The sequence below is a fragment of the Paraburkholderia sp. BR10141 genome (assembly GCF_056155635.1).
In genome coordinates, this window is sequence record NZ_JBMIQH010000037.1 from 54,538 (window position 1) to 73,470 (window position 18,933).

Sequence of the window (18,933 nt, forward strand, 5' to 3'; positions counted from 1 at the left end):
CCGCCTTGCTTGGAAACATCGCTGATGCATGTCGTGGTAACGGGCGCGAATGGCTTCGTGGGCCGCGCCCTATGCCGTACCCTAGTCGAAAACGGACACCGCGTAACCGGTATCGTTCGCCGGGCCGGCACGGCACCGGCTGGCGTCGTGGAATGGGTTCATGGCACGCCAGAATTCGCCGATATCGACATGCACTGGCCGGCGCCGTCCGGCGATGTCGACTGTGTCGTGCATCTTGCCGCGCGCGTGCACGTCATGAATGAAACGGAGAGCGACGAGACGCAGCGAGCCTTCAATGCGACCAACGTCGAAGGCACCCTGCGCGTCGCGCGCGCCGCGCAGCGCCATGGCGTGGGGCGTTTCATCTACGTGAGCAGCATCAAGGCAATCGCGGGGAGCGGGGGCACGCGCGAACCGCTGCGGGAAGACGCGCTCGCGCAACCCGACGACGCCTACGGCCGCTCGAAGCTTGCCGCGGAACGATCACTGGCCGATCTGCGCACGGATACGGGGCTCGATGTCGTCATCGTACGGCCACCGCTCGTCTATGGCCCGGACGTCGGCGCCAACTTCCGCAAGATGCTCGATACCGTCTGGCGCGGGACGCCGTTGCCGTTGGGCGCCGTGGATGCCCAGCGCAGCCTGCTGTTCGTCGACAATCTGGCCGATGCGCTCATGCATTGCGCATCCGACGCACGCTCAGCAAACGGTTGTTTTCATCTGGCAGACGATGTTGCGCCTTCCGTCGCGGACCTGCTGCGTGCCATTGGCAGGCATCTCGGCCGCCCGGCACGGCTCATACCGGTGCCCGTGTCACTACTCAAACTCGCCGGCAGGCTCACGGGAAGAACCGCGCAGATCGAGCGTCTCACCGAAAGTCTGGTTCTCGATGCATCCGGGATCCGGCGACAGTTGTCGGGCTGGCATCCGCCGTACACGCTGGACGAGGGGCTGCGCGCGACGGCCGACTGGTATCGCGCATGTCGCAAGGAGCAGGGGCGCGCATGAGGGAGGCTTTTGACGTATTCGGAACATCCGGTTCGACTGTGCTGCTCATTGCCGCGGTATCGGCTCTGGCGAGTTTTCTGATCCTGCGGGGCTTGCTTTCGACCGGTCTCGCCTGGCGTATCGCGACGGATGTGCCGAATCATCGCTCGCTTCACGTCAAGCCGATTCCGCGCGTGGGCGGTTGGGGGATCGTACCGGTCGGCCTCGCGGCGCTCTTATGGCACGCATCGCAGATGTGGTTGATCGCGGCGGGAGCGGTGGCGCTCGCCTTGGTGTCGCAGATCGACGATCGTCGCGATTTGCCCGCGCGCATCCGGTTTGCCGTCCATTTCGCGGCAGTGGTCGCGCTGGTAGTCATCTGGCCGGCGGACGCACCTTGGTGGCTGCTCGCAGGCATCGGCTTCCTGATGCTCTGGCTGATCAACCTGTACAACTTCATGGACGGCGCCGATGGCCTCGCGGGCGGCATGGCACTGTTTGGTTTCGGGGCCTATGCGGCGGCGGCGCTGGCTACAGGGCATCCTTCGTTGGCGTTGGCGCAGACCGGCGCCGCCCTCGCCGGGGCATCACTCGGCTTCCTGTTCCTCAATTTTCACCCGGCGAAATTGTTCCTGGGTGACGCCGGCTCGATCACGCTCGGCTTTCTGGCGGGCGCACTCGGCTACTGGGGCTGGCGCGGCGCCGTCTGGCCGCTCTGGTTTCCAGCCTTGATTTTTTCCCCGTTTATTGCGGATGCGTCGATTACATTGCTGAGGCGCGTCTGTCGTGGGGAAAGATTCTGGCAAGCGCATCGGGAGCACTACTATCAACGCATGGTGCGCTCGGGTATCGGTCACAGTCGCACCGCAATCTACTGGTATGCCGTGATGTTCGCGGGTGTCATCGTCGCGTTATGGGCGCTGGGGCGGCCAATGTGGCAGCAATGGCTGATTTTTGCGGCGTGGTACGGCGTTCTGGGGTGCTGTGCCGTCGTCATCGATAGGCGTTGGCGAAGCTTTCAGAATTCTAACGAGAGATAGCCGAGCTTTGCGGTTGATTCTTCCCTTTAAATGCTGACGCATCTGTAACACGGCTGAGACGTTTGTTTCTTCAGGGAAATTCCTGCCGCGCGGCACAAGCATTAAGATCAGCGCGCGGTGCGCTCCGATCGTTTGGTACCCCGTCAGGCTTGCAGGCATAATAACTGCTGCGGCGCCGCGGCATGGAGCGGGTCCCTGTGGCAGCAATGGCCAAGTTTAGGTGCGTGGTATGGAGATTTGCCTCCCGGGAGATCGTCATCGATCTTCATAGGGAAGGCTCCCCAGAATCCGACGCGAAATAATTTCGAGGTTTGCCGCCAATGTTGCGATCCAAGGCATCTTGGTTGTCGTTCGGTGTTTTCTTCTTTGACATGCTAGCCGCAGTGGCGGCGTGGCTCGTCGCGTACGTCGTCCGCTTCAACGGTGAAATACCGGTTGCCTTTTTTAAGGGCGCATGCGTTGCGCTCCTCTGGGTCCTTCCCGTCTACGGCGCGATGTTTCGCACCTTCGGCTTGTATCGTGGCTTGTGGGTCTTCGCGAGCCTGCCCGACCTGATGCGCATCGCCAAGGCGATCGTGGTCGGTGCGCTCGTCGTCATGATTGGCGCGGTCATGTTTCAGCCGAAGCCGATCATTCCGCGCTCGGTTCTCCTGCTTACGCCGATGCTGCTGTTCCTCGCAATGGGCGGTGCGCGAGCGATCTACCGGGCCAGTAAAGAGTTCTACCTGTACGGCGGCCTTGTCGGTCGCGGCAAGCCCGTGCTGATTCTCGGCGCAGGGGGCGCGGGCGCGAGCCTCGCGCGTGAGTTGTCGCGCTCGGGTGAATGGCGCCTGGTTGGTCTGCTCGACGACGACGTCGCGAAGCGGGGCCGCGAGATCTATGGCTACAAGGTCCTCGGCACGATCGACGAGATCGCGCACTGGACGGAGACGCTCAAGGTCGAGCATGTGATCATCGCGATCCCGTCCGCGCCGATGGAGACGCAGCGACGCCTCGCTACGCTCTGCGTGCGCCTTGGCGTCAAGGCGATGGTCTTGCCTTCGCTCACGGCCCTGATGCCTAGTCAGGGTTTTCTTTCCCAGATTCGCCAGATCGACCTGGAAGACCTTCTTGGCCGCGAAGCGGTCAACATCGACACCGCCCACGTCGAGGCGCTGCTGCGAGACCGCGTGGTGATGGTCACGGGTGCGGGTGGCTCGATTGGCTCCGAACTCTGCCGCCAGATCCTGAAGTTCCAGCCTGCGCAACTCATTGCATTCGACTTGTCCGAATACGCGATCTACCGCCTCACGGAGGAGATCCGCGAGCGCTTTCCCGAGCAGGCCATGATCTCGTTCATCGGCGATGCGAAGGACTCGTTGCTGCTAGACCACGTCATGTCGCGTTACGCCCCGCATATCGTCTTCCATGCGGCGGCATACAAGCATGTGCCGCTGATGGAGGAGCTTAATGCATGGCAGGCATTGCGCAACAACGTGCTTGGCACATACCGTGTCGCGACCGCGGCGATTCGCAACAACGTGCGCCATTTCGTGCTGATTTCGACTGACAAGGCCGTGAACCCGACCAACGTCATGGGCGCGAGCAAGCGCCTCGCGGAGATGGCGTGCCAGGCGCTGCAGCAGACGAGCGAGCGCACACAGTTCGAGACCGTGCGCTTCGGAAACGTACTGGGTAGCGCGGGAAGTGTCATCCCGAAGTTTCAGCAGCAGATTGCGAGGGGCGGTCCCGTGACCGTCACGCATCCGGAAATAACCCGCTTTTTCATGACGATTCCCGAGGCGGCGCAGCTCGTGCTTCAGGCATCAAGCATGGGGCAGGGCGGCGAGATCTTCATTCTCGATATGGGCAAGCCCGTCAAGATCGTCGATCTGGCGCGTGACCTGATCCGTCTTTATGGCTTTGCTGAAGATCAGATCCGTATCGAGTTCAGTGGCTTGCGTCCCGGCGAGAAACTCTATGAGGAGTTGCTGGCCGATGACGAAATGACCGCGCGTACGGCGCACCCTAAGCTGCGCATCGCGCGGGCGCGCGAGGTGCCGGTCAATCTGCTGGACGAACTGTTGCCGTGGCTGATGCAGCACCGTGTTCCAGGCGACGACGAAGTGCGCCGCGATCTTCGCCGCTGGGTACCCGAGTACCAACCGTCGAGCGTGTCGAAGCTCCAAAGTGTGGGTGGAACGTCGGTGAGAGCCACTGGCTGATTGCGGGAGCGAAGCGGCCAGCGCGCCTCGCGATAAATTGGTTATTTTCCGCCAATGCCCGCGCGAATATTCGCGACCTTGTGCGATCGTTCTCTGACGCGGCGAATATCAAAATGGCGGTCACGCACCAAGAAATCAACGATATGGTCAACACAAGTTTCGACCGTATTATCTTGCGTGTGCAGAGTGATATCTGGGTGAGCCGGCGGGTGATAGGGTGAGGCGATACCGGTGAACTGTGCGATCTCACCGCGGCGGGCACGTTGATATAGCCCTTTGGGGTCGCGTTTCTCGCAAACTTCGAGCGGAGTGTCGACAAATACTTCGACAAACGCAGATTCGCCGACAATGCGCCGTGCATTTTCCCGGTGCTCGGGCTCGGGAGAAATGGTCGCCGTAACGGCTATAAACCCCTCATTGCAAAACAGCGCCGCCACGTGGGCCACGCGCCTGAGATTTTCCGTGCGCTCGACGTCACTAAAACCAAGATCTGAATTGAGGCCCGTACGCAGCACGTCGCCGTCGAGCATCGTTGCTCGAAGGGCAAACGTTTGCAGTCGACTGACCAACGCGCGCGCGACGGTCGACTTGCCCGCTCCGGACATGCCGGTGAGCCAGATGACAACCCCAGCTGACGTTGCTGTATTCACTTCTTACCGCCTCGATCAACGTAAACCTGATTCGCATTCTAACGTTTCGAAGCAGTTTGTGTAACGCGGATGTAATAAATCGCAACAAATTTGCAGGCTTGTAATCTTGCGTAACGGCGGCAAATGCGGCGAACACCATGGTGACGCTCGCCGGCAGTTATCTGATTGCAGAAAAGGTGCTCTTAATTACCCGCAAGGGATTGCGGCATTACAGATGGTGCGTAGTCGGCGACACTAGCTAAGTATGTCGTAACACGCTTCCCAATTCGCCGAGCGATGCGCTCGACCTTTGCATGCCGTATGAGCGATAGAGTTGTTGGTATGAGCGATAGAGTTGTTGATCAGCGATAGCCGATTCGGAAACGAGTTCGGGCGCGCACTTGAGCAAATATTGATGATCGGCTAGCACCATAACAACGAATTGGTCTCCAGATTCTCGTTGCCGTAGATAGAAGCGATAGGCAGTGCTGGCAAGACGACTGGTCTACGTTGCTGCAGGCAACTCACGCCAACAGGCCGAAAATTGGCGATTGGGCGGCGCGGCGTCGCCGTTTTCGGCGAGATTCGCCCCGATAGGGTGCCTGCTTGCCTGCCCTTGTCTCAGGCCGACTTTCACCGAGGCTAATATCGATGAAATCTCAGTCGAAAATATCGGCGATGAAGTCGTGGGCTATTGCGAAGCACGAAATCGCCCAAAACCGAACGAATAAAAGAATCCCCTACAACCGCTCGGATTTACCATCCGACCGTTCCGTAATCGCCGCGAGGACGGCCAGCATGGTCGCGTAGAAAGACACCGTGCTCTTCAGGTCGAACGTCTCTACAGTCAGCCCAAAAACGAAAAACATCAGGACGAAGGACAGTCCCATGAGCGCTGTGCGCCGCGTTGTCCTCGATCCGGACTTGAGCTTCGCCGCGAAAAATATCGCGGGCATGACGTAGATCGCCAGCAGCGCAAGACCGCCCACAATGCCGTAGTTGGCCATGTAGGCTAGCAACTGGTTATGCACTTCACCTTCGCCGAATGCGGCCGCCTTCGGGGTGAGCGCGCCTTGCTTGGCCATCGAGGTCATCTTGTCGCGGAACCCATCGCCACCGAGGCCCAGCACCGGGTGTTCGGCGATCAGTGTGGAAGCTGCCTCGTAGAGTTGCAGGCGTATGCCAACCGACGTGTCGCGGTGGCCCTGCGTGTACTGCGCGAGGTCGGATGATACGTCGCCGACGCGCTGGCGTACCGTCCCCGACAGCCCGTACACCATCCCGAGCAGCAGCGCGACAGTTACCGGCATCAGTACCTTCCAGTGAAGCGGCTTGCCGCGGCCGAGTTCCCATACGATCAGTACGGCAACGAGAGGGATCGCAGCCCAGCCACCACGCGAGCCCGACAGCAGCGAAGCGGCAAGGCCTGCAAAGAGGCCTGCGAACTTGAGCGCACGCAGGAACGTCGAATCCTTGCGCCACCAGTTCAGCGCAATCGCCGACAGCACGCCGAGCGCGACCGCGAGATCGCCGAAATGGATCGGATTCAGGAACGCGCTGCCGATGCGTCCGTCGCCCCAATCGCGCGGCATGATGACGGCAATCACGAGCGAGGAGAGCGCCCCCAGCGTAAAGGAGAGGTCCGCCCAGGCGAAGGTCCGCAGCGGCGCACGGCGCAGGGCGAGGAAGATCGGGACTGCAAGTAGGAACCGCGAGGGCGAATCCCAGGTGCGGAGCAATGGATGGTCGTGCGAGAGCGTGCTGAGCGCCACGGCGGCAACAGGGGCGCACAGTGCAATGCACAACGCCAGCCCGAGACGGTCGGGACGCGCGTAGCCATACGGCGCGCCAGCCGGCCGCCAGCACAACGCCGCTAGGGCTATGACACCCGCGCCGATCGATACGGCGCTTGAGGCGCCCTGCACGAGCATTGCAATAGAGGGAAAGCCGAGCAGGAAAGCCGCGGTCAGCCAGTCGCCGGGCTCGGTGCGTCGGGAGTCAATCGTCACTGCTGTCTGCATCGCTACACTGCTCTTGTCGATAAGGGCGGGACTGACTACGTCTCCCGCATTACGTCCCCAATTCGCACCCTCTCGGTTACGAAGTATGACGGGAAATCTGCCATTGTACGCACACATTCTCCCCGCTCGCGTTTTCCCCAAAAAATGCGCACGTCAGGACGGATAGCGTGCTCAAAATAAGGGAGCGAATGCCCGTCGAGCTTGACATAAGCCTGCGCGCGCTCCAGGATCGCACCTCCCGAGAGCAAGCTGCCAAGAATAAATAATATGCGGACGCGGGAAGGCTCAAGCGCTCCGAATGCGATTGCACGCCGCGCGGGCAAGGTGAGCAATCAGAATTTCGCAAGGCACTTCGATTCGCCCATGGGGCAAAAGAGCGCCGATGTGGAACCTGCGCGCCGCATTTTGAATCTCGGATTAATCGATGTTTCAAAACCGCTCGCGAAGAACCTGCGCATGGCATCATTCGCATACTTGAGGGAAAGAACATCGTGAAATCAGCAATCATTACTGGCATTACCGGCCAGGACGGCGCCTATCTGGCGGAGCAGCTTCTCGAGAAGGGCTATATCGTCTACGGCACTTACCGCCGGACGAGTTCCGTCAACTTTTGGCGTCTCGAAGAGCTTGGCGTCGCGCATCATCAAAATCTGCGCCTCGTCGAGCACGATCTGCTGGATGCGGGCAGCTGCATTCGCCTGATGGAGCGTGCGCAGCCCGACGAGGTGTACAACCTCGCCGCGCAAAGCTTCGTTGGCGTGTCGTTTGAGCAGCCGGCGCTCACCGCGCAGGTGACCGGAGTCGGCGCACTGAATCTCCTCGAGGCGCTGCGCATCATCAATCCGAAGGCGCGTTTCTATCAAGCCAGCACGTCGGAGATGTTCGGCAAAGTGCAGGCTATTCCTCAGACGGAATCGACGCCCTTCTACCCGCGCAGCCCGTACGGCGTCGCCAAGCTCTACGCGCACTGGATCACGGTGAACTACCGTGAAAGCTACGGTATGTTTGCGTCGAGCGGCATTCTCTTCAATCACGAGTCGCCGCTGCGCGGCCGCGAGTTCGTGACGCGCAAGATCACCGATTCGCTCGCGAAAATCAGCCTCGGCCAGCTCGACGTGCTCGAGCTCGGCAACCTCGACGCACAGCGCGACTGGGGCTACGCGAAGGAATACGTGGAAGGGATGTGGCGCATGTTGCAGGCCGATCAGCCCGATACTTATGTGCTCGCAACCAATCGCACGGTGAGCGTGCGCGATTTCGTCAACGCGGCGGCGAAGTGCCTTGGCATCGAAATCGAATGGCAAGGCACCGCGGAAAACGAAATTGGACGCGATGGCAAGAGCGGCAAGACGATCGTGCGCGTAAATCCCGCGTTCTATCGTCCGGCCGAAGTCGACCTGCTCATCGGCGATGCACAAAAGGCCCACGACGAGTTAGGCTGGGCGCCGAAAACATCACTTGAAACACTGTGCCAGATGATGGTCGAAGCGGATATCGCGCGTAACAAGAAGGGGACGTCGTTCTGATGGCTTCAGTGCTGATTACAGGAGCTGAGGGCTTCACGGGGCGTTATGTTGCTCAGGCACTGCGCGAGCGCGGCCATCAGATTTCGAGTCTCGTGCGGTGCTGTGATGAGCCCAAACCTGACGTGTACGCGTGCGATCTTCAGGATCGCGCCGGGCTCGCAGAGGTGGTGGCACGTGTGCGTCCGGACTGGGTCGTGCATCTGGCCGCGATCTCGTTCGTCGGGCACGGCAATCCGGGGGAAATTTACGCGACCAACGTCGTAGGATCGCGCAATCTGCTCGAGGCGCTCGCCGCGGCTGAAAAGAAACCTTCGGCGGTGCTGCTTGCAAGCAGCGCGAACATTTATGGCGCGGGCCCGCTGGGCCTGCCGATCCCGGAGACGGCGCCGTATCATCCTGCGAACGACTACGCCGTGAGCAAGGTCGCGCTCGAATACATGGCGCAACTCTGGACGGACCGGTTGCCGATCATCACGGTGCGCCCGTTCAATTGCATCGGTGTTGGCCAATCGCCGAGCTTTCTCGTCGCGAAGATGGCGGATCACTTCCGTCGGCGTGCGCCGGTCATCGAGCTGGGCAATCGCGACGTGGCTCGCGACTTCTCCGATGTGCGCTGGGTGGCCGACGTGTATTGCAGGCTGCTCGAAAAGGCGCCAGTCGGCGAGGTGTTCAACGTGTGTTCGGGCCATGCGGTCACGCTTACGCACGTGCTGCAGACAATGTCCACGATCACCGGCCACGATATCGAAGCGCGGACCAATCCCGACTTTGTGCGTGAGCACGAGGTGAAATCGCAGTGTGGCGACAACCGCAAGCTGTTGAGCGCCATCGGCCAGCTCGATGCGCCGACACTCTACGACACCTTGCAGTGGATGTTGTCCGATAGCGTCGCCGCCTGATGGTGGCGGGCAGTGTGCGTTCTGCCTGTTACCGATACATCGCGCCGAGGGACTGCGCTCGTGTCATTCTTTGCAGCTGCGCCTGCCCAACAAACCAGCGCGGCTGCATTCAGCCTTACTCAAACCCGCGCGGATTCTTCTCCTGCCAGCGCCAGTGGTCCACGCACATGCGCTCGATCCCGAACTCCGCTTTCCAGCCGATGACGTTTTCCGCCGCGACCGGATTCGCATAGCATTCGGCGATGTCGCCGGGCCGGCGCGCCACGATCTCATAGGGCACAGGGCGCCCTGAGGCCTGTTCAAACGCCTTCACGACTTCCAGCACGCTGTAACCGCGCCCAGTGCCGAGATTCACGACCAGGCCTTCGCTACGCGCGGCAAGTGCATCGAGCGCCTTGAGGTGGCCCTTCGCGAGATCGACCACGTGAATATAGTCGCGCACGCCCGTACCGTCCGGGGTCGGATAGTCGCCGCCGAACACGCGCAGCTTTTCGAGCTTGCCCACCGCCACTTGCGCGACATAAGGCATGAGGTTGTTCGGAATGCCGGCCGGGTCCTCGCCGATCAGCCCGCTTTCATGCGCGCCCACCGGATTGAAATAGCGCAGCACGGCGATGCGCCATTCCGGATCCGAGATCGAGACGTCGCGCAGGATCTGCTCGGCGATGAGCTTCGACTGGCCGTAGGGATTCGTTGCCGAGAGCGGAAACGTTTCGTCGATCGGCGAGCGTTCGGGCATGCCGTACACCGTGGCCGAAGAGCTGAACACGAACTGCTTCACGCCGTGCTGGCGCATCACGTCGAGCACCACGAGCAGCCCGTCGACGTTGTTGCGGTAATACTCGATCGGCTTCGCCACCGATTCGCCCACGGCCTTGAGCGCCGCGAAATGAATCACGCCGGTGATGCGATGCGCTTCAAAAACGCGCGTAACGGCGGCCGCGTCGCGCACGTCGGCTTCGTAGAACGCCACGGGCTTGCCGGTGATCTGCTCGACGCGCCTGAGCGAATCGCTGCTGCTGTTCACGAGATTGTCGATGGCGACCACCTCATAGCCGCCATTGAGCAGCTCGACGCAGGTATGCGAGCCGATGTAACCCGCGCCGCCGGTGACGAGGATGGTGCCCTTTGAGTTCGTCGCAGTCATGCCGTGTTCGTTCCCGTGAAATCCAGACTCGATCAAAAAGTCGACCCGGTGATTTCCCGGATCAGTTCCCGGTAGCGTTGTACCACAACGCGCTCATCGAATTCTTTCTCGATTTTTTTTCGGCCGCGCCCGGCCATGGCAGCGCGCGCCGGTCCGTCGAGGTGCAGCATCTGCGCGAGGCTGGCGGCGAGCGAAGCGGCGTCGCGCGCTTCGCACAGCAGGCCGTTCACGCCATCGGCAACCACTTCGCGGCAGCCGGGCACGTTGGTGGCCACGATCGGGCGGCCCATCGCGCTCGCTTCCATCAGCGTGCGCGGCACGCCCTCGCGGTACGAGGGCAGCACGATGCAGTCCGCATCGGCGATAAAGGGGCGCACATCGGCCGTTTCGCCCAGATATTCAATTACGCCTTCGCGTTCCCACGCCGCGACTTCTTCGCGCGAGATCGCGCTCGGGTTGTCCACGCCCACCGGGCCGAGCAGCCGGAAACGCGCGTGCGGATAGCGCGCGCGCAGCGAGCGCGCGGCCTCGACGTACTCGGCCACGCCCTTGTCCCAAAGCAGCCGGCCAATCAAAACGAAAGCAAACTCCGCGCGCTCCGGCAGCGGCGTGAAGGGGAAATCGTCGAGATCGACGCCTTCGCCGTGCAGCAGCCTCGCGCGTTCGGGATGCGCGAGCAGATTGCCATCCTTGAAAGCGGCCTCGTCGTCGCGATTGAGGAACCACACTTCGCGAGGGAAGCGGAACGCGAAACGATATAAGCGCTTGGCGACCTGCGCGGCGCGGCTCTTCTGGATGAACACGTAACCGAGGCCCGTCGTGACCGCCACCGAAGGCGTGCGCGCGAGCCAGGCGGCAATCGATCCGTAGATGTTCGGCTTGATCGTGTAGTGGAACACGACGCACGGCTTCAGCGCGCGATAGTGGCGATAGAGCGCGAGGAGCGTGCGCAGGTCGTCGAGCGGATTCGTGCCCTTCGAGGCGACCGGCAGTTCGACACAGTGGCAGCCCATGGCGGTGAGCGGCTCGAAGGTGCGGTCGCGCGGCGCGATCACGGTGACTTGCGCGCCCGCCTGCGTGAGCTCGCGCAGCAAGCCGCGCCTATAGGTATAGATCGCCCACGCAGTATTGCAGACGAGGGCGACGTGCAGCGGATGCCGATGCGCGGCGGACTGGGGCGCGCTGGCGGTGGCGGTTCGAGCAGGCGAAGAGTTCACGAAAGCGGGGGCGTCGTTGGCAGGCGATGGCGGCAGCGGCCGGGGCGCACATTTTAGCCGACGGGCGCCGGGACCCGCCCGACCGAAGCGGCGCGCGCAGGTCGCGCGCTGCAAGCTAGTACGAAGATTCGCTGCGCCTCGCGCGCCATTGGGCTACACTGCGCGCGCCGCGCATGTTTCCAGCCTCGCCTTGCCTTTAGCCATGCTTCGTTCCCTTGCCGCCCTCCTGATCTTCCAGTGTCTCGGCGAGAGCGTGTCCTACGTGTTCTCGCTGCCCGTGCCCGGTCCCGTGATCGGCATGCTGCTCCTGTTCGCCTTCGCGTTGATGCGGCCCGCCACCGCCGAGGCCATCGAGCCGACTGCGCTCGAATTGCTGCGACATCTCTCGCTGCTCTTCATTCCGGCGGGCGTGGGCATCATGGTGTCCGCGCAGGCCGCGCGCGGCGAGGCGCTCGCCGTGATCGCGAGCCTCGTCGTGAGCACGACGCTCGGCATTGCAGTGACGGCGCTCGTCACGCGCGCGCTGTTGCGTCGCCAGCGGCGCAACCCAACGGCCGGAGAGGGCGCGTCGTGAATAGCCACCTGCCGATTACGAAGCTCGACGCGATCTGGGTCTATCTCGCCGCCACGCCGCTGCTCGGCTTGACGGTGACGCTCGTCGCCTATCTCATCGCCATCAATATCTACGCGCGGGCCAAGCACAATCCGCTTGCGAACCCGGTGTTGATTGCCGTGGCGCTCGTCGTCGCGGCGCTCAAGATCACGGATACGCCGTACCGCACGTATTTCGAGGGCGCCCAGTTCGTGCACTTCCTGCTCGGTCCCGCCACGGTCGCGCTCGCGCTGCCGCTCTATCGCCAATGGGACGAGCTAAAGCGCGGCGCGCTGCCTTTGCTCGGGGGGCTCGTAGCGGGCTCACTCACGGCGATCGTCTCAGCGGTATGCGTCGCCAAGCTCTTCGGCGCCTCGCATCAGACTATCGCTTCGCTCGCGCCGAAGTCCGTCACCACACCGATCGCCATGGCCGTTGCCGACAAGATCGGCGGTATCCCTTCGCTCACTGCCGTGCTCGTGATCTCGACGGGCGTGTTCGGCGCGGTGACCGCGCGCTGGATTCTCAATGTGATTCGTGTGCGTGAAACAGAAGTGCGTGGCTTCGCGATCGGCGTCGCGTCGCATGGCATCGGCACCGCGCGCGCGTTTCAGGTGAGCGAGGAGATGGGCGCGTTTTCGGGGCTCGGCATGGGCCTGAACGGTGTGTTTACCGCGTTCGTCGTGCCGGTGCTGTTGCCCGAGCTGCTGCGCTGGATCTAGGCTGAGCCGCGCGCGAACAGCGCGCGCTTCACCTTGCGCAAGGTGCGATAGGGCGATTTCGCAAGGCCTGCCCAGTCGCACCGGTTTATCACGTTCAGATTGGGATTCACTGTCCGCGTCGTACGCAGATTCCTACTGAAGTAGCCGCATATTTGCCGAGGCGCAATTTCACGTGGGGGATGCCAGAATACGGAGGGACATCAACATGAAAATCGAGCGGATGTGAATACGGTGCAAGCGAAAAAGGCTGCACGTCGTGCCCTCTTGCACGAAGGCGACGCACAAGCTCCTCCATATCGCGCCGACGATACAGGACCGTGGGACCGCTTTCTACCGTCTCATCTTCCGAAGAAAGATTGAACTCTGTCGTATGGACCGCAATACCTCCCGGTTTCAATGTCTTTTCGACACTGTTGATGACAAATTGCATACCAGCCTCGAGACTTCCGAGATGCTCGAAGCAGCAAGATGACCACGTAAAATCAAAACCAGTCAGATCATCCGGTATTTCGTTCATGTCGCAGAACCGATGTGATACTTTTTCATCGAAGATGTCGTTGCTGACGATTGACGGATACCTAAGATCGTCCAGCGCCGAAGAGTGTTGACCGGTAGTCGACCAACCGCTCGCCACAGCGATCTCCGGCGGTGCATCAGTTGCGAGTACGCTGCATCCCTTCTTCGCAAAGAGCGCGGGAAGTCTTTCAAGGCCAATTCCGAAGCCAAGGCCGCGACTTCCTTCTATCAGGACTCCAGCCTCCTCGAGATGATGAATGACGTACACCCACTCCCACGTCTTGCGGTGATACGTGAAATGGTGGTGAATATCACTGAGGATTTCCGCATACCGTGGATGCAGCATGTCGACTACGCTGCACGTCGAATGAAGCATGAACGGATCTGAACTGCTCAGTATCGGACTAGGTGGGAGGTAGATTCGCTCGCGATTGAGTTCCGCATTTCTCTTTTCAAAGTGCTCGGGAAGTGATTGGACGAAGTCCTGCAACTCGTTGAGCCTTTGCCCAAGGTTCCGGAGGTCCGGCGTCAGTTCCTTACGACATTTGTCGATCTGCAAGGCCATTGCATGATGCAATTCCTCCGTTGCAGCTCTTTGTGTCGCGAATTGCCGCTCGATTTCGCCGTCGATCCTGAATTTGAGTCTGTTCCAAACCGGGCGACCGAGCGCCTTCAATGTCTGCTTAAGCACAAAGAGTTCCTAGGAAATAGTACGCGATCGGTGGAGCGACCTATGGTACACCAGACCCGTGTCACGGATACGCGGTGCATGAGTAAGGCCGGCTTGTTGATTTCGGGTGGAGCGTTCCTGGAAACGATACAGCACATGCACTATATGCGATTGGCATATTCTTCCGTTGCATAACACATCCTTACACCCGCATGAGGTTGAGCCGATATACTCACTGAGACGCTGATGAGTGACCTTCACAAACAGAATGTTCGGAGAAACAGATGGGTTTGTTGGGCAGAATCACGCCGTTCAGGCAAATATCGCGCGCGTACGGGGCACTACTTACTGCGAATCATTCTCTCGCAGTGCTAGCCCAGAGACATTCAGCGCTGGGAGAACTGGCGCAACATTTGGCTGCCGTTGCTCAAAAGCTGGATAACCTTACGAGCGAAGTCGAGCGCCTTAATGCTTCCGGCGTTTCCCTGCCTCAACCTCCGTCGAAGGTGCAAGCACGTTACGATTTCAACGATGTTCTGCACGAGGGCCGCAGCGCACTGATGCGGGAGATGCCCCCAAATGCGGAACGCGTGGTTAGCGCAGGTTGCTCCGGGCGCTTGTATTTCGAATGGATCGAGAAAACATACGGCTACATCCCGGAGCACATCGGCATCGAATACTACCTGCCAAAACCCCACCTGCTTCCTGACAACGTTACATGGATCGCGAACACTGCGGGAAACATGGAGGCAATCGCAGATCAAACGTGCGATCTGCTGATATCTGGCCAAAACATAGAACACCTCTGGCCAGAGGATGTTGTTGGTTTCCTGATGGAATCGGCTCGTGTCCTGAGGGCGGGCAGCACACTATGCGTGGACTCTCCCAACCGCGCGTTGACGGCACGTTTAAACTGGACTCATCCAGAGCATACGATTGAGCTGACTGTTCCCGAGATCCGCCATCTTCTTGAGCTAGCGGGGTTCGATGTCACAAAAGAGGCGGGGATTTGGCTCTGCGAGGACCCGAAGACCCGCCGTCTCTTGCCTATTGACCCGAACACGCCAGATCCAGAGTGGTCCGTGAGCGAGCGCATTTTTTCCGCCGCGAGCAAGCCCGAGCATTCCTTCCTCTGGTGGATAGAGAGCCGTCGTACTGAACGTAAGCCAGATCGGGAAGCTCTCCGCAAATTTCTCCACTCTATCTATGCGATCGCGTGGCCGGAACGCATTCAGCGACTCGTCGTGGGACCAAGCCTCGCAACTGAGCATCGAAGCGATGGAGAATGGATCTCCGTTCCACCGGGATATGACGGCGTAGTATTTTTTGGGCCGTATATGCCATTACGAAGGGGCCGACATCGAGTTACATTTGAGTTTGAACCGGATCCATCCGCTACGGCTGCTTTTGCGCGATGCGATGTCGCAACTGGTCCTGAAGGTAAAGTCATCGCAGAGCGTGAAACAATGCCCGGGCAAACGCAGACAGTTTTAGAAGTCGAAATCCAGGAACTGACGTTTGGCGCCCAATTCCGCTGTTATGCCACGGGACGTGCGGCGTTTGCGGTACGACGGCGCATCTATCTCGTCGAGACGCTAAGTGAGACGGCGACCTCGGCCATAACATTATGACTGCTGCCGTTGACTCGATTAATCAGTGAGTTATTCGACGCGCCCAAATATCGACTTCCCGCAACCGACAGCGACACTTCGACCGGAATGGTGCTGTTTTTGTGAGGCTTTTGGTGCACTCGCCTTTGGCAGGTTCCGACATGCTGTTGCACAAATTGCACGTACACTTTTCGTTGAAGTTAGAAAAGTGGGCAATAAATCAAAAACTTGTAGAAGTCTTGGCCGAACTGTCGGCGTTTAGGCGCCTAAACGCCGACAACGAATGAGGAAACTTGCGTGTCCACGAGCTTATGCCTTCCCTTGGAGCCTTACGGGCCTTAAACGATAACTGCTACGAACGAGGATCTAGAAAACCGCCGAGCGCGCAGTTCCAGCTACCACAGGAGCTTTCGCGCCGATCCGGCCACGACGCCAGCGAACTTTGGCGCCTACTATTGCCGCTTGCTTCAAATGGGAGTCTGGCCATCTCAACGTGCCTTGGCGGCGGCAAACTCCGTCTGAATGGCGTGTGCTGTGTGGCTTTGCGCAATGTTCGATAAACCAACCCGCCAATCTACCCATCATGCGCTCGTGAGTTCTGCTCGCCCGCAGTAATTGCGTGTTACGCTGCCTGCCAAGCATGAAACTGAGGAGACAGGAATGCTTGGCAGAGAAGAGTTGCTTTCAAGAATCAATCTCGAAGTGCCAAAGAATGTCGACTGGAAGGCAGGGGCCGAAAGGTATGTTGCAAGCTGCTTTGAAAAAATGGGCCGCCAAGCCATCGAGACCTATTCTGCGAACAAGCCATTCGGCCTTGTCGGTCGTGATGACCCAGCTCCTTCGATCGTCGAGTGCGTCCATTACCTGAACAATTTCGCCAACGCGTTGGCATTGCTCAAACCACGCCTCGGCTCACGGGTGCTTGACGTTGCATGTGGTGGTGGATGGGTTTCCCACTACCTGAGCAAGCTTGGCTACTGGACGTACGGCATCGATATCTCGGCCGATTTCATCGACCTTGCACGGCGACGTCTTGCTGGCGATGTTTCGGTGGGTTTGACGCTCGCGGATGCAACCTCTAGATTCCAGGTTCTCGACATCGAGACATCTCCTGTGCCCGAGCATCTGCGCGGCACGTTCGACATCATCTGGTTGGAGTCATGTCTACACCACTTCGTCGATCCGGTACGCGCGCTTGAGCATCTGACTGACGCACTGACACCTGACGGCATCATTGTCCTGATCGAGTTTGAGAACCGGAACAGCAGCATCAAGGACGAATACATGCAGGTAATGCGTGAGTTCGAAACCCTCGAGCGACCGTACGCCCGCTGGGAACTTGAGAATGCTATGGACCTCGTCGGTTTGACCGAGCGAGAGTTTATGGGCACCGTGAATGGCTGGTACTCGCCGAACGATCCGGCCACTGGCCAACTCGGGGCTGCGACAATCTCTGGTGCAAATCAGATGAACCTCGCAATCTGTTCGCGCAAGAAAGGTCGGCTCGACGGAATGTTCCCGCATCGCGCGCAGATGAGTGATGTCACAGTCAAGTTTGGCAATGGCTTCTTCCCGAACGAAAACGGGTTCCGTTGGTGCGCTCCCTACTGCGAATTGACTGTCACGCGCGACCTGCCAGAGCTTGCGCTCGAAGTCGCGAGTATGCCGCTTGACACGGACAAGACGCAGACGATTGTTGCATACGGCTCGAAGGGTGAACTGGCTCGCGTGACGTTGAGCGCAGAACGGCCTTCAATGAGTATTCAATTGAAGAATCTGACCGCCGGTGAAATGGTGAGTCTCCATTCTGCTGAAGCCTACCGACCATCGTGGTCTGGAAGTGCCGATACGCGCCTGCTTTCTTTCTATATACGGACAGGCGAATGATAGATCAAAGTTCGTTGTCGTCGCGCAGGATATAACCCACGCGACAGCTTTGTTGCTTCATAGCGGGTCCATAATACAGGCGATGTATTCCCCGTCACGAATCCAGTCTCTTATTTTCATGCCCGATCGGTCTGCCAACAATTCGGTAGATTTCCCGACGAAGAAGAAAACGTGATAATGAGAGTACTCGTATTTATATTCGAAGCAAGGGGTCGCGTGTACAAGACAGCCTGATGGCTTCAACAGATGGCGGAGGCGTTTCGTAGTGGAAATCGGATCAAATAGATGTTCGAGTACGTTATGAGATAAGATCCCATCGAACCTAAGTTGCTCAACCCGCTCCCATGTTGAAAAGACAAACTCCGAGCCGTTGTTTGCACTTGGCTCGAATCCATAAATGTTCCAGCCTTCCGACCTCAATTTGGTGATCGCTTTGGACCAGTCACCGCCAGAGCCAAAGTCAAGGTAAGTTCCATCTTTCTTCGGCGAGAGCAGATGGAATGTTCGAATAACCGATTGCGTGCTATCGCCTTCAGAATAAATGCGATAGAGATTCCGATAGTCGAGATCGACCATCTGTTCGTCTAGCGCAAGCATTTTCTGCGGCCCAAAAATGACATCGCAATTTGGGCAATGATGGCGTAGAAGGCGTCCACCGAAGAAGAGGCAGGCACTTTCGATCGGCACAAACGCGCTCCCGTCCGCAACGTGCCCGCATAGGGCGCATGTCGTTGGTTTGTCTGTTCCAGAAACCTTTTCCAACAGGTCCACGAGACGCCAATGAGCCTTCATCGCATAGCTAATGACGTCCTTTATGGAAGAGTCTTCTGGCTTCGCTTCGATTGCGGCAACGCGACGCTCGATTTCAGCAAGGTGCTGCGTAGCCACATCATAGTCGTGGATGCGCTTCGCATTCTCCCCATCGTTAGATGCGAGCTTGTTCTCAGCGATGAGCAGGCGATCAAGTGATGACGTCTTGACGACTTGATACCCCATCTTGCGAAGAATTCGGTTGACTACCCCGGCAATTCCTAAACTTGTTCCAGACGACATAGTAGAGTGCTCGTTCATTGCAAGACCCTAGAGAGAGATGTAAGCCCTCTCGAATAATGGTTGCCAGAATTTAAGCGGAACTCGCTTCCGCCTCATCGTTAATCTTGCCGCGGATTTCAGCTAGAGCGTGTTAGGCACTTTGGATATTGGGCACAGCATCCCGGGCGGGCAGTTCAAACTCCCCCACTTATGGGCGCGTAAATTCCCCCACCT

The 18,933-nt window shown here is 59.3% G+C and carries 15 protein-coding genes; 9 read left to right on the forward strand and 6 right to left on the reverse strand.

What is annotated here, in order from left to right; all coding sequences use genetic code 11:
• Positions 1–21: 21 nt before the first annotated feature.
• From ACOJB8_RS34120 to ACOJB8_RS34130, 3 genes are all read left to right on the forward strand, one after another.
• On the forward strand, positions 22–1,008 hold the full coding sequence (locus ACOJB8_RS34120) for an NAD-dependent epimerase/dehydratase family protein (RefSeq protein WP_475016574.1): 987 nt from the start codon (positions 22–24) through the stop codon (positions 1,006–1,008).
• Positions 1,005–2,027 (forward strand): MraY family glycosyltransferase, encoded by a 1,023-nt coding sequence (locus ACOJB8_RS34125; RefSeq protein ID WP_475016553.1) that lies wholly within the window; start codon positions 1,005–1,007, stop codon positions 2,025–2,027. The genes ACOJB8_RS34120 and ACOJB8_RS34125 overlap by 4 nt, the downstream gene beginning before the upstream one ends.
• A 320-nt stretch (positions 2,028–2,347) precedes the next feature.
• Complete coding sequence (locus tag ACOJB8_RS34130) at positions 2,348–4,231, forward strand: polysaccharide biosynthesis protein (protein ID WP_475016554.1); 1,884 nt, start codon at positions 2,348–2,350, stop codon at positions 4,229–4,231.
• Positions 4,232–4,272: 41 nt separating this feature from the next.
• Here the strand turns inward: ACOJB8_RS34130 and cysC are convergent, their stop codons facing one another.
• Entirely contained in the window at positions 4,273–4,881 is a 609-nt protein-coding gene (gene cysC, locus ACOJB8_RS34135; RefSeq protein WP_475016556.1) for an adenylyl-sulfate kinase, read from the reverse strand.
• A 719-nt stretch (positions 4,882–5,600) separates the two neighbouring features.
• Complete coding sequence (locus ACOJB8_RS34140) at positions 5,601–6,881, reverse strand: O-antigen ligase family protein (RefSeq protein WP_475016557.1); 1,281 nt, start codon at positions 6,879–6,881, stop codon at positions 5,601–5,603.
• A gap of 491 nt (positions 6,882–7,372) precedes the next feature.
• On the opposite strand from ACOJB8_RS34140, the gene gmd reads away from it, so the two are divergent.
• Together gmd and ACOJB8_RS34150 are read left to right on the forward strand one after the other, a co-directional pair.
• On the forward strand, positions 7,373–8,407 hold the full coding sequence (gene gmd, locus ACOJB8_RS34145) for a GDP-mannose 4,6-dehydratase (protein WP_475016559.1): 1,035 nt from the start codon (positions 7,373–7,375) through the stop codon (positions 8,405–8,407).
• The gene (locus ACOJB8_RS34150; RefSeq protein WP_475016560.1) at positions 8,407–9,306 is read left to right on the forward strand and encodes an NAD-dependent epimerase/dehydratase family protein; all 900 of its coding nucleotides are present in this window, start codon (positions 8,407–8,409) and stop codon (positions 9,304–9,306) included. Before gmd ends, ACOJB8_RS34150 begins: the two co-directional genes overlap by 1 nt.
• A gap of 115 nt (positions 9,307–9,421) precedes the next feature.
• On the opposite strand, the gene galE is transcribed toward ACOJB8_RS34150, so the two are convergent.
• Together galE and ACOJB8_RS34160 are read right to left on the reverse strand one after the other, a co-directional pair.
• Entirely contained in the window at positions 9,422–10,453 is a 1,032-nt protein-coding gene (galE, locus tag ACOJB8_RS34155; protein ID WP_475016562.1) for a UDP-glucose 4-epimerase GalE, read from the reverse strand.
• A gap of 32 nt (positions 10,454–10,485) precedes the next feature.
• Positions 10,486–11,604 (reverse strand): glycosyltransferase family 4 protein, encoded by a 1,119-nt coding sequence (locus ACOJB8_RS34160; protein ID WP_475016576.1) that lies wholly within the window; start codon positions 11,602–11,604, stop codon positions 10,486–10,488.
• A gap of 268 nt (positions 11,605–11,872) precedes the next feature.
• Between ACOJB8_RS34160 and ACOJB8_RS34165 the strand changes: the two genes are divergently transcribed.
• Together ACOJB8_RS34165 and ACOJB8_RS34170 are read left to right on the forward strand one after the other, a co-directional pair.
• Positions 11,873–12,244, forward strand: a complete 372-nt coding sequence (locus ACOJB8_RS34165) for a CidA/LrgA family protein (RefSeq protein ID WP_475016564.1) — start codon at positions 11,873–11,875, stop codon at positions 12,242–12,244.
• A complete protein-coding gene (locus ACOJB8_RS34170; RefSeq protein WP_475016565.1) occupies positions 12,241–12,984 on the forward strand; it encodes an LrgB family protein in 744 nt (247 codons plus the stop codon). The genes ACOJB8_RS34165 and ACOJB8_RS34170 overlap by 4 nt, the downstream gene beginning before the upstream one ends.
• 106 nt (positions 12,985–13,090) lie before the next feature.
• Here the strand turns inward: ACOJB8_RS34170 and ACOJB8_RS34175 are convergent, their stop codons facing one another.
• On the reverse strand, positions 13,091–14,191 hold the full coding sequence (locus tag ACOJB8_RS34175; protein WP_475016567.1) for a class I SAM-dependent methyltransferase: 1,101 nt from the start codon (positions 14,189–14,191) through the stop codon (positions 13,091–13,093).
• Between the two features lie 392 nt (positions 14,192–14,583).
• Here ACOJB8_RS34175 and ACOJB8_RS34180 point away from each other — a divergent pair, with 392 nt between their 5' ends.
• Both ACOJB8_RS34180 and ACOJB8_RS34185 read left to right on the forward strand, forming a co-directional pair.
• A complete protein-coding gene (locus ACOJB8_RS34180; protein WP_475016569.1) occupies positions 14,584–15,801 on the forward strand; it encodes a methyltransferase domain-containing protein in 1,218 nt (405 codons plus the stop codon).
• A 639-nt stretch (positions 15,802–16,440) separates the two neighbouring features.
• Positions 16,441–17,667, forward strand: a complete 1,227-nt coding sequence (locus tag ACOJB8_RS34185) for a class I SAM-dependent methyltransferase (protein WP_475016571.1) — start codon at positions 16,441–16,443, stop codon at positions 17,665–17,667.
• Positions 17,668–17,724: 57 nt separating this feature from the next.
• On the opposite strand, the gene ACOJB8_RS34190 is transcribed toward ACOJB8_RS34185, so the two are convergent.
• Positions 17,725–18,720: a class I SAM-dependent methyltransferase gene (locus ACOJB8_RS34190; RefSeq protein ID WP_475016572.1), complete on the reverse strand. Its 996-nt coding sequence runs from the start codon at positions 18,718–18,720 to the stop codon at positions 17,725–17,727.
• Between the last annotated feature and the right edge of the window lie 213 nt (positions 18,721–18,933).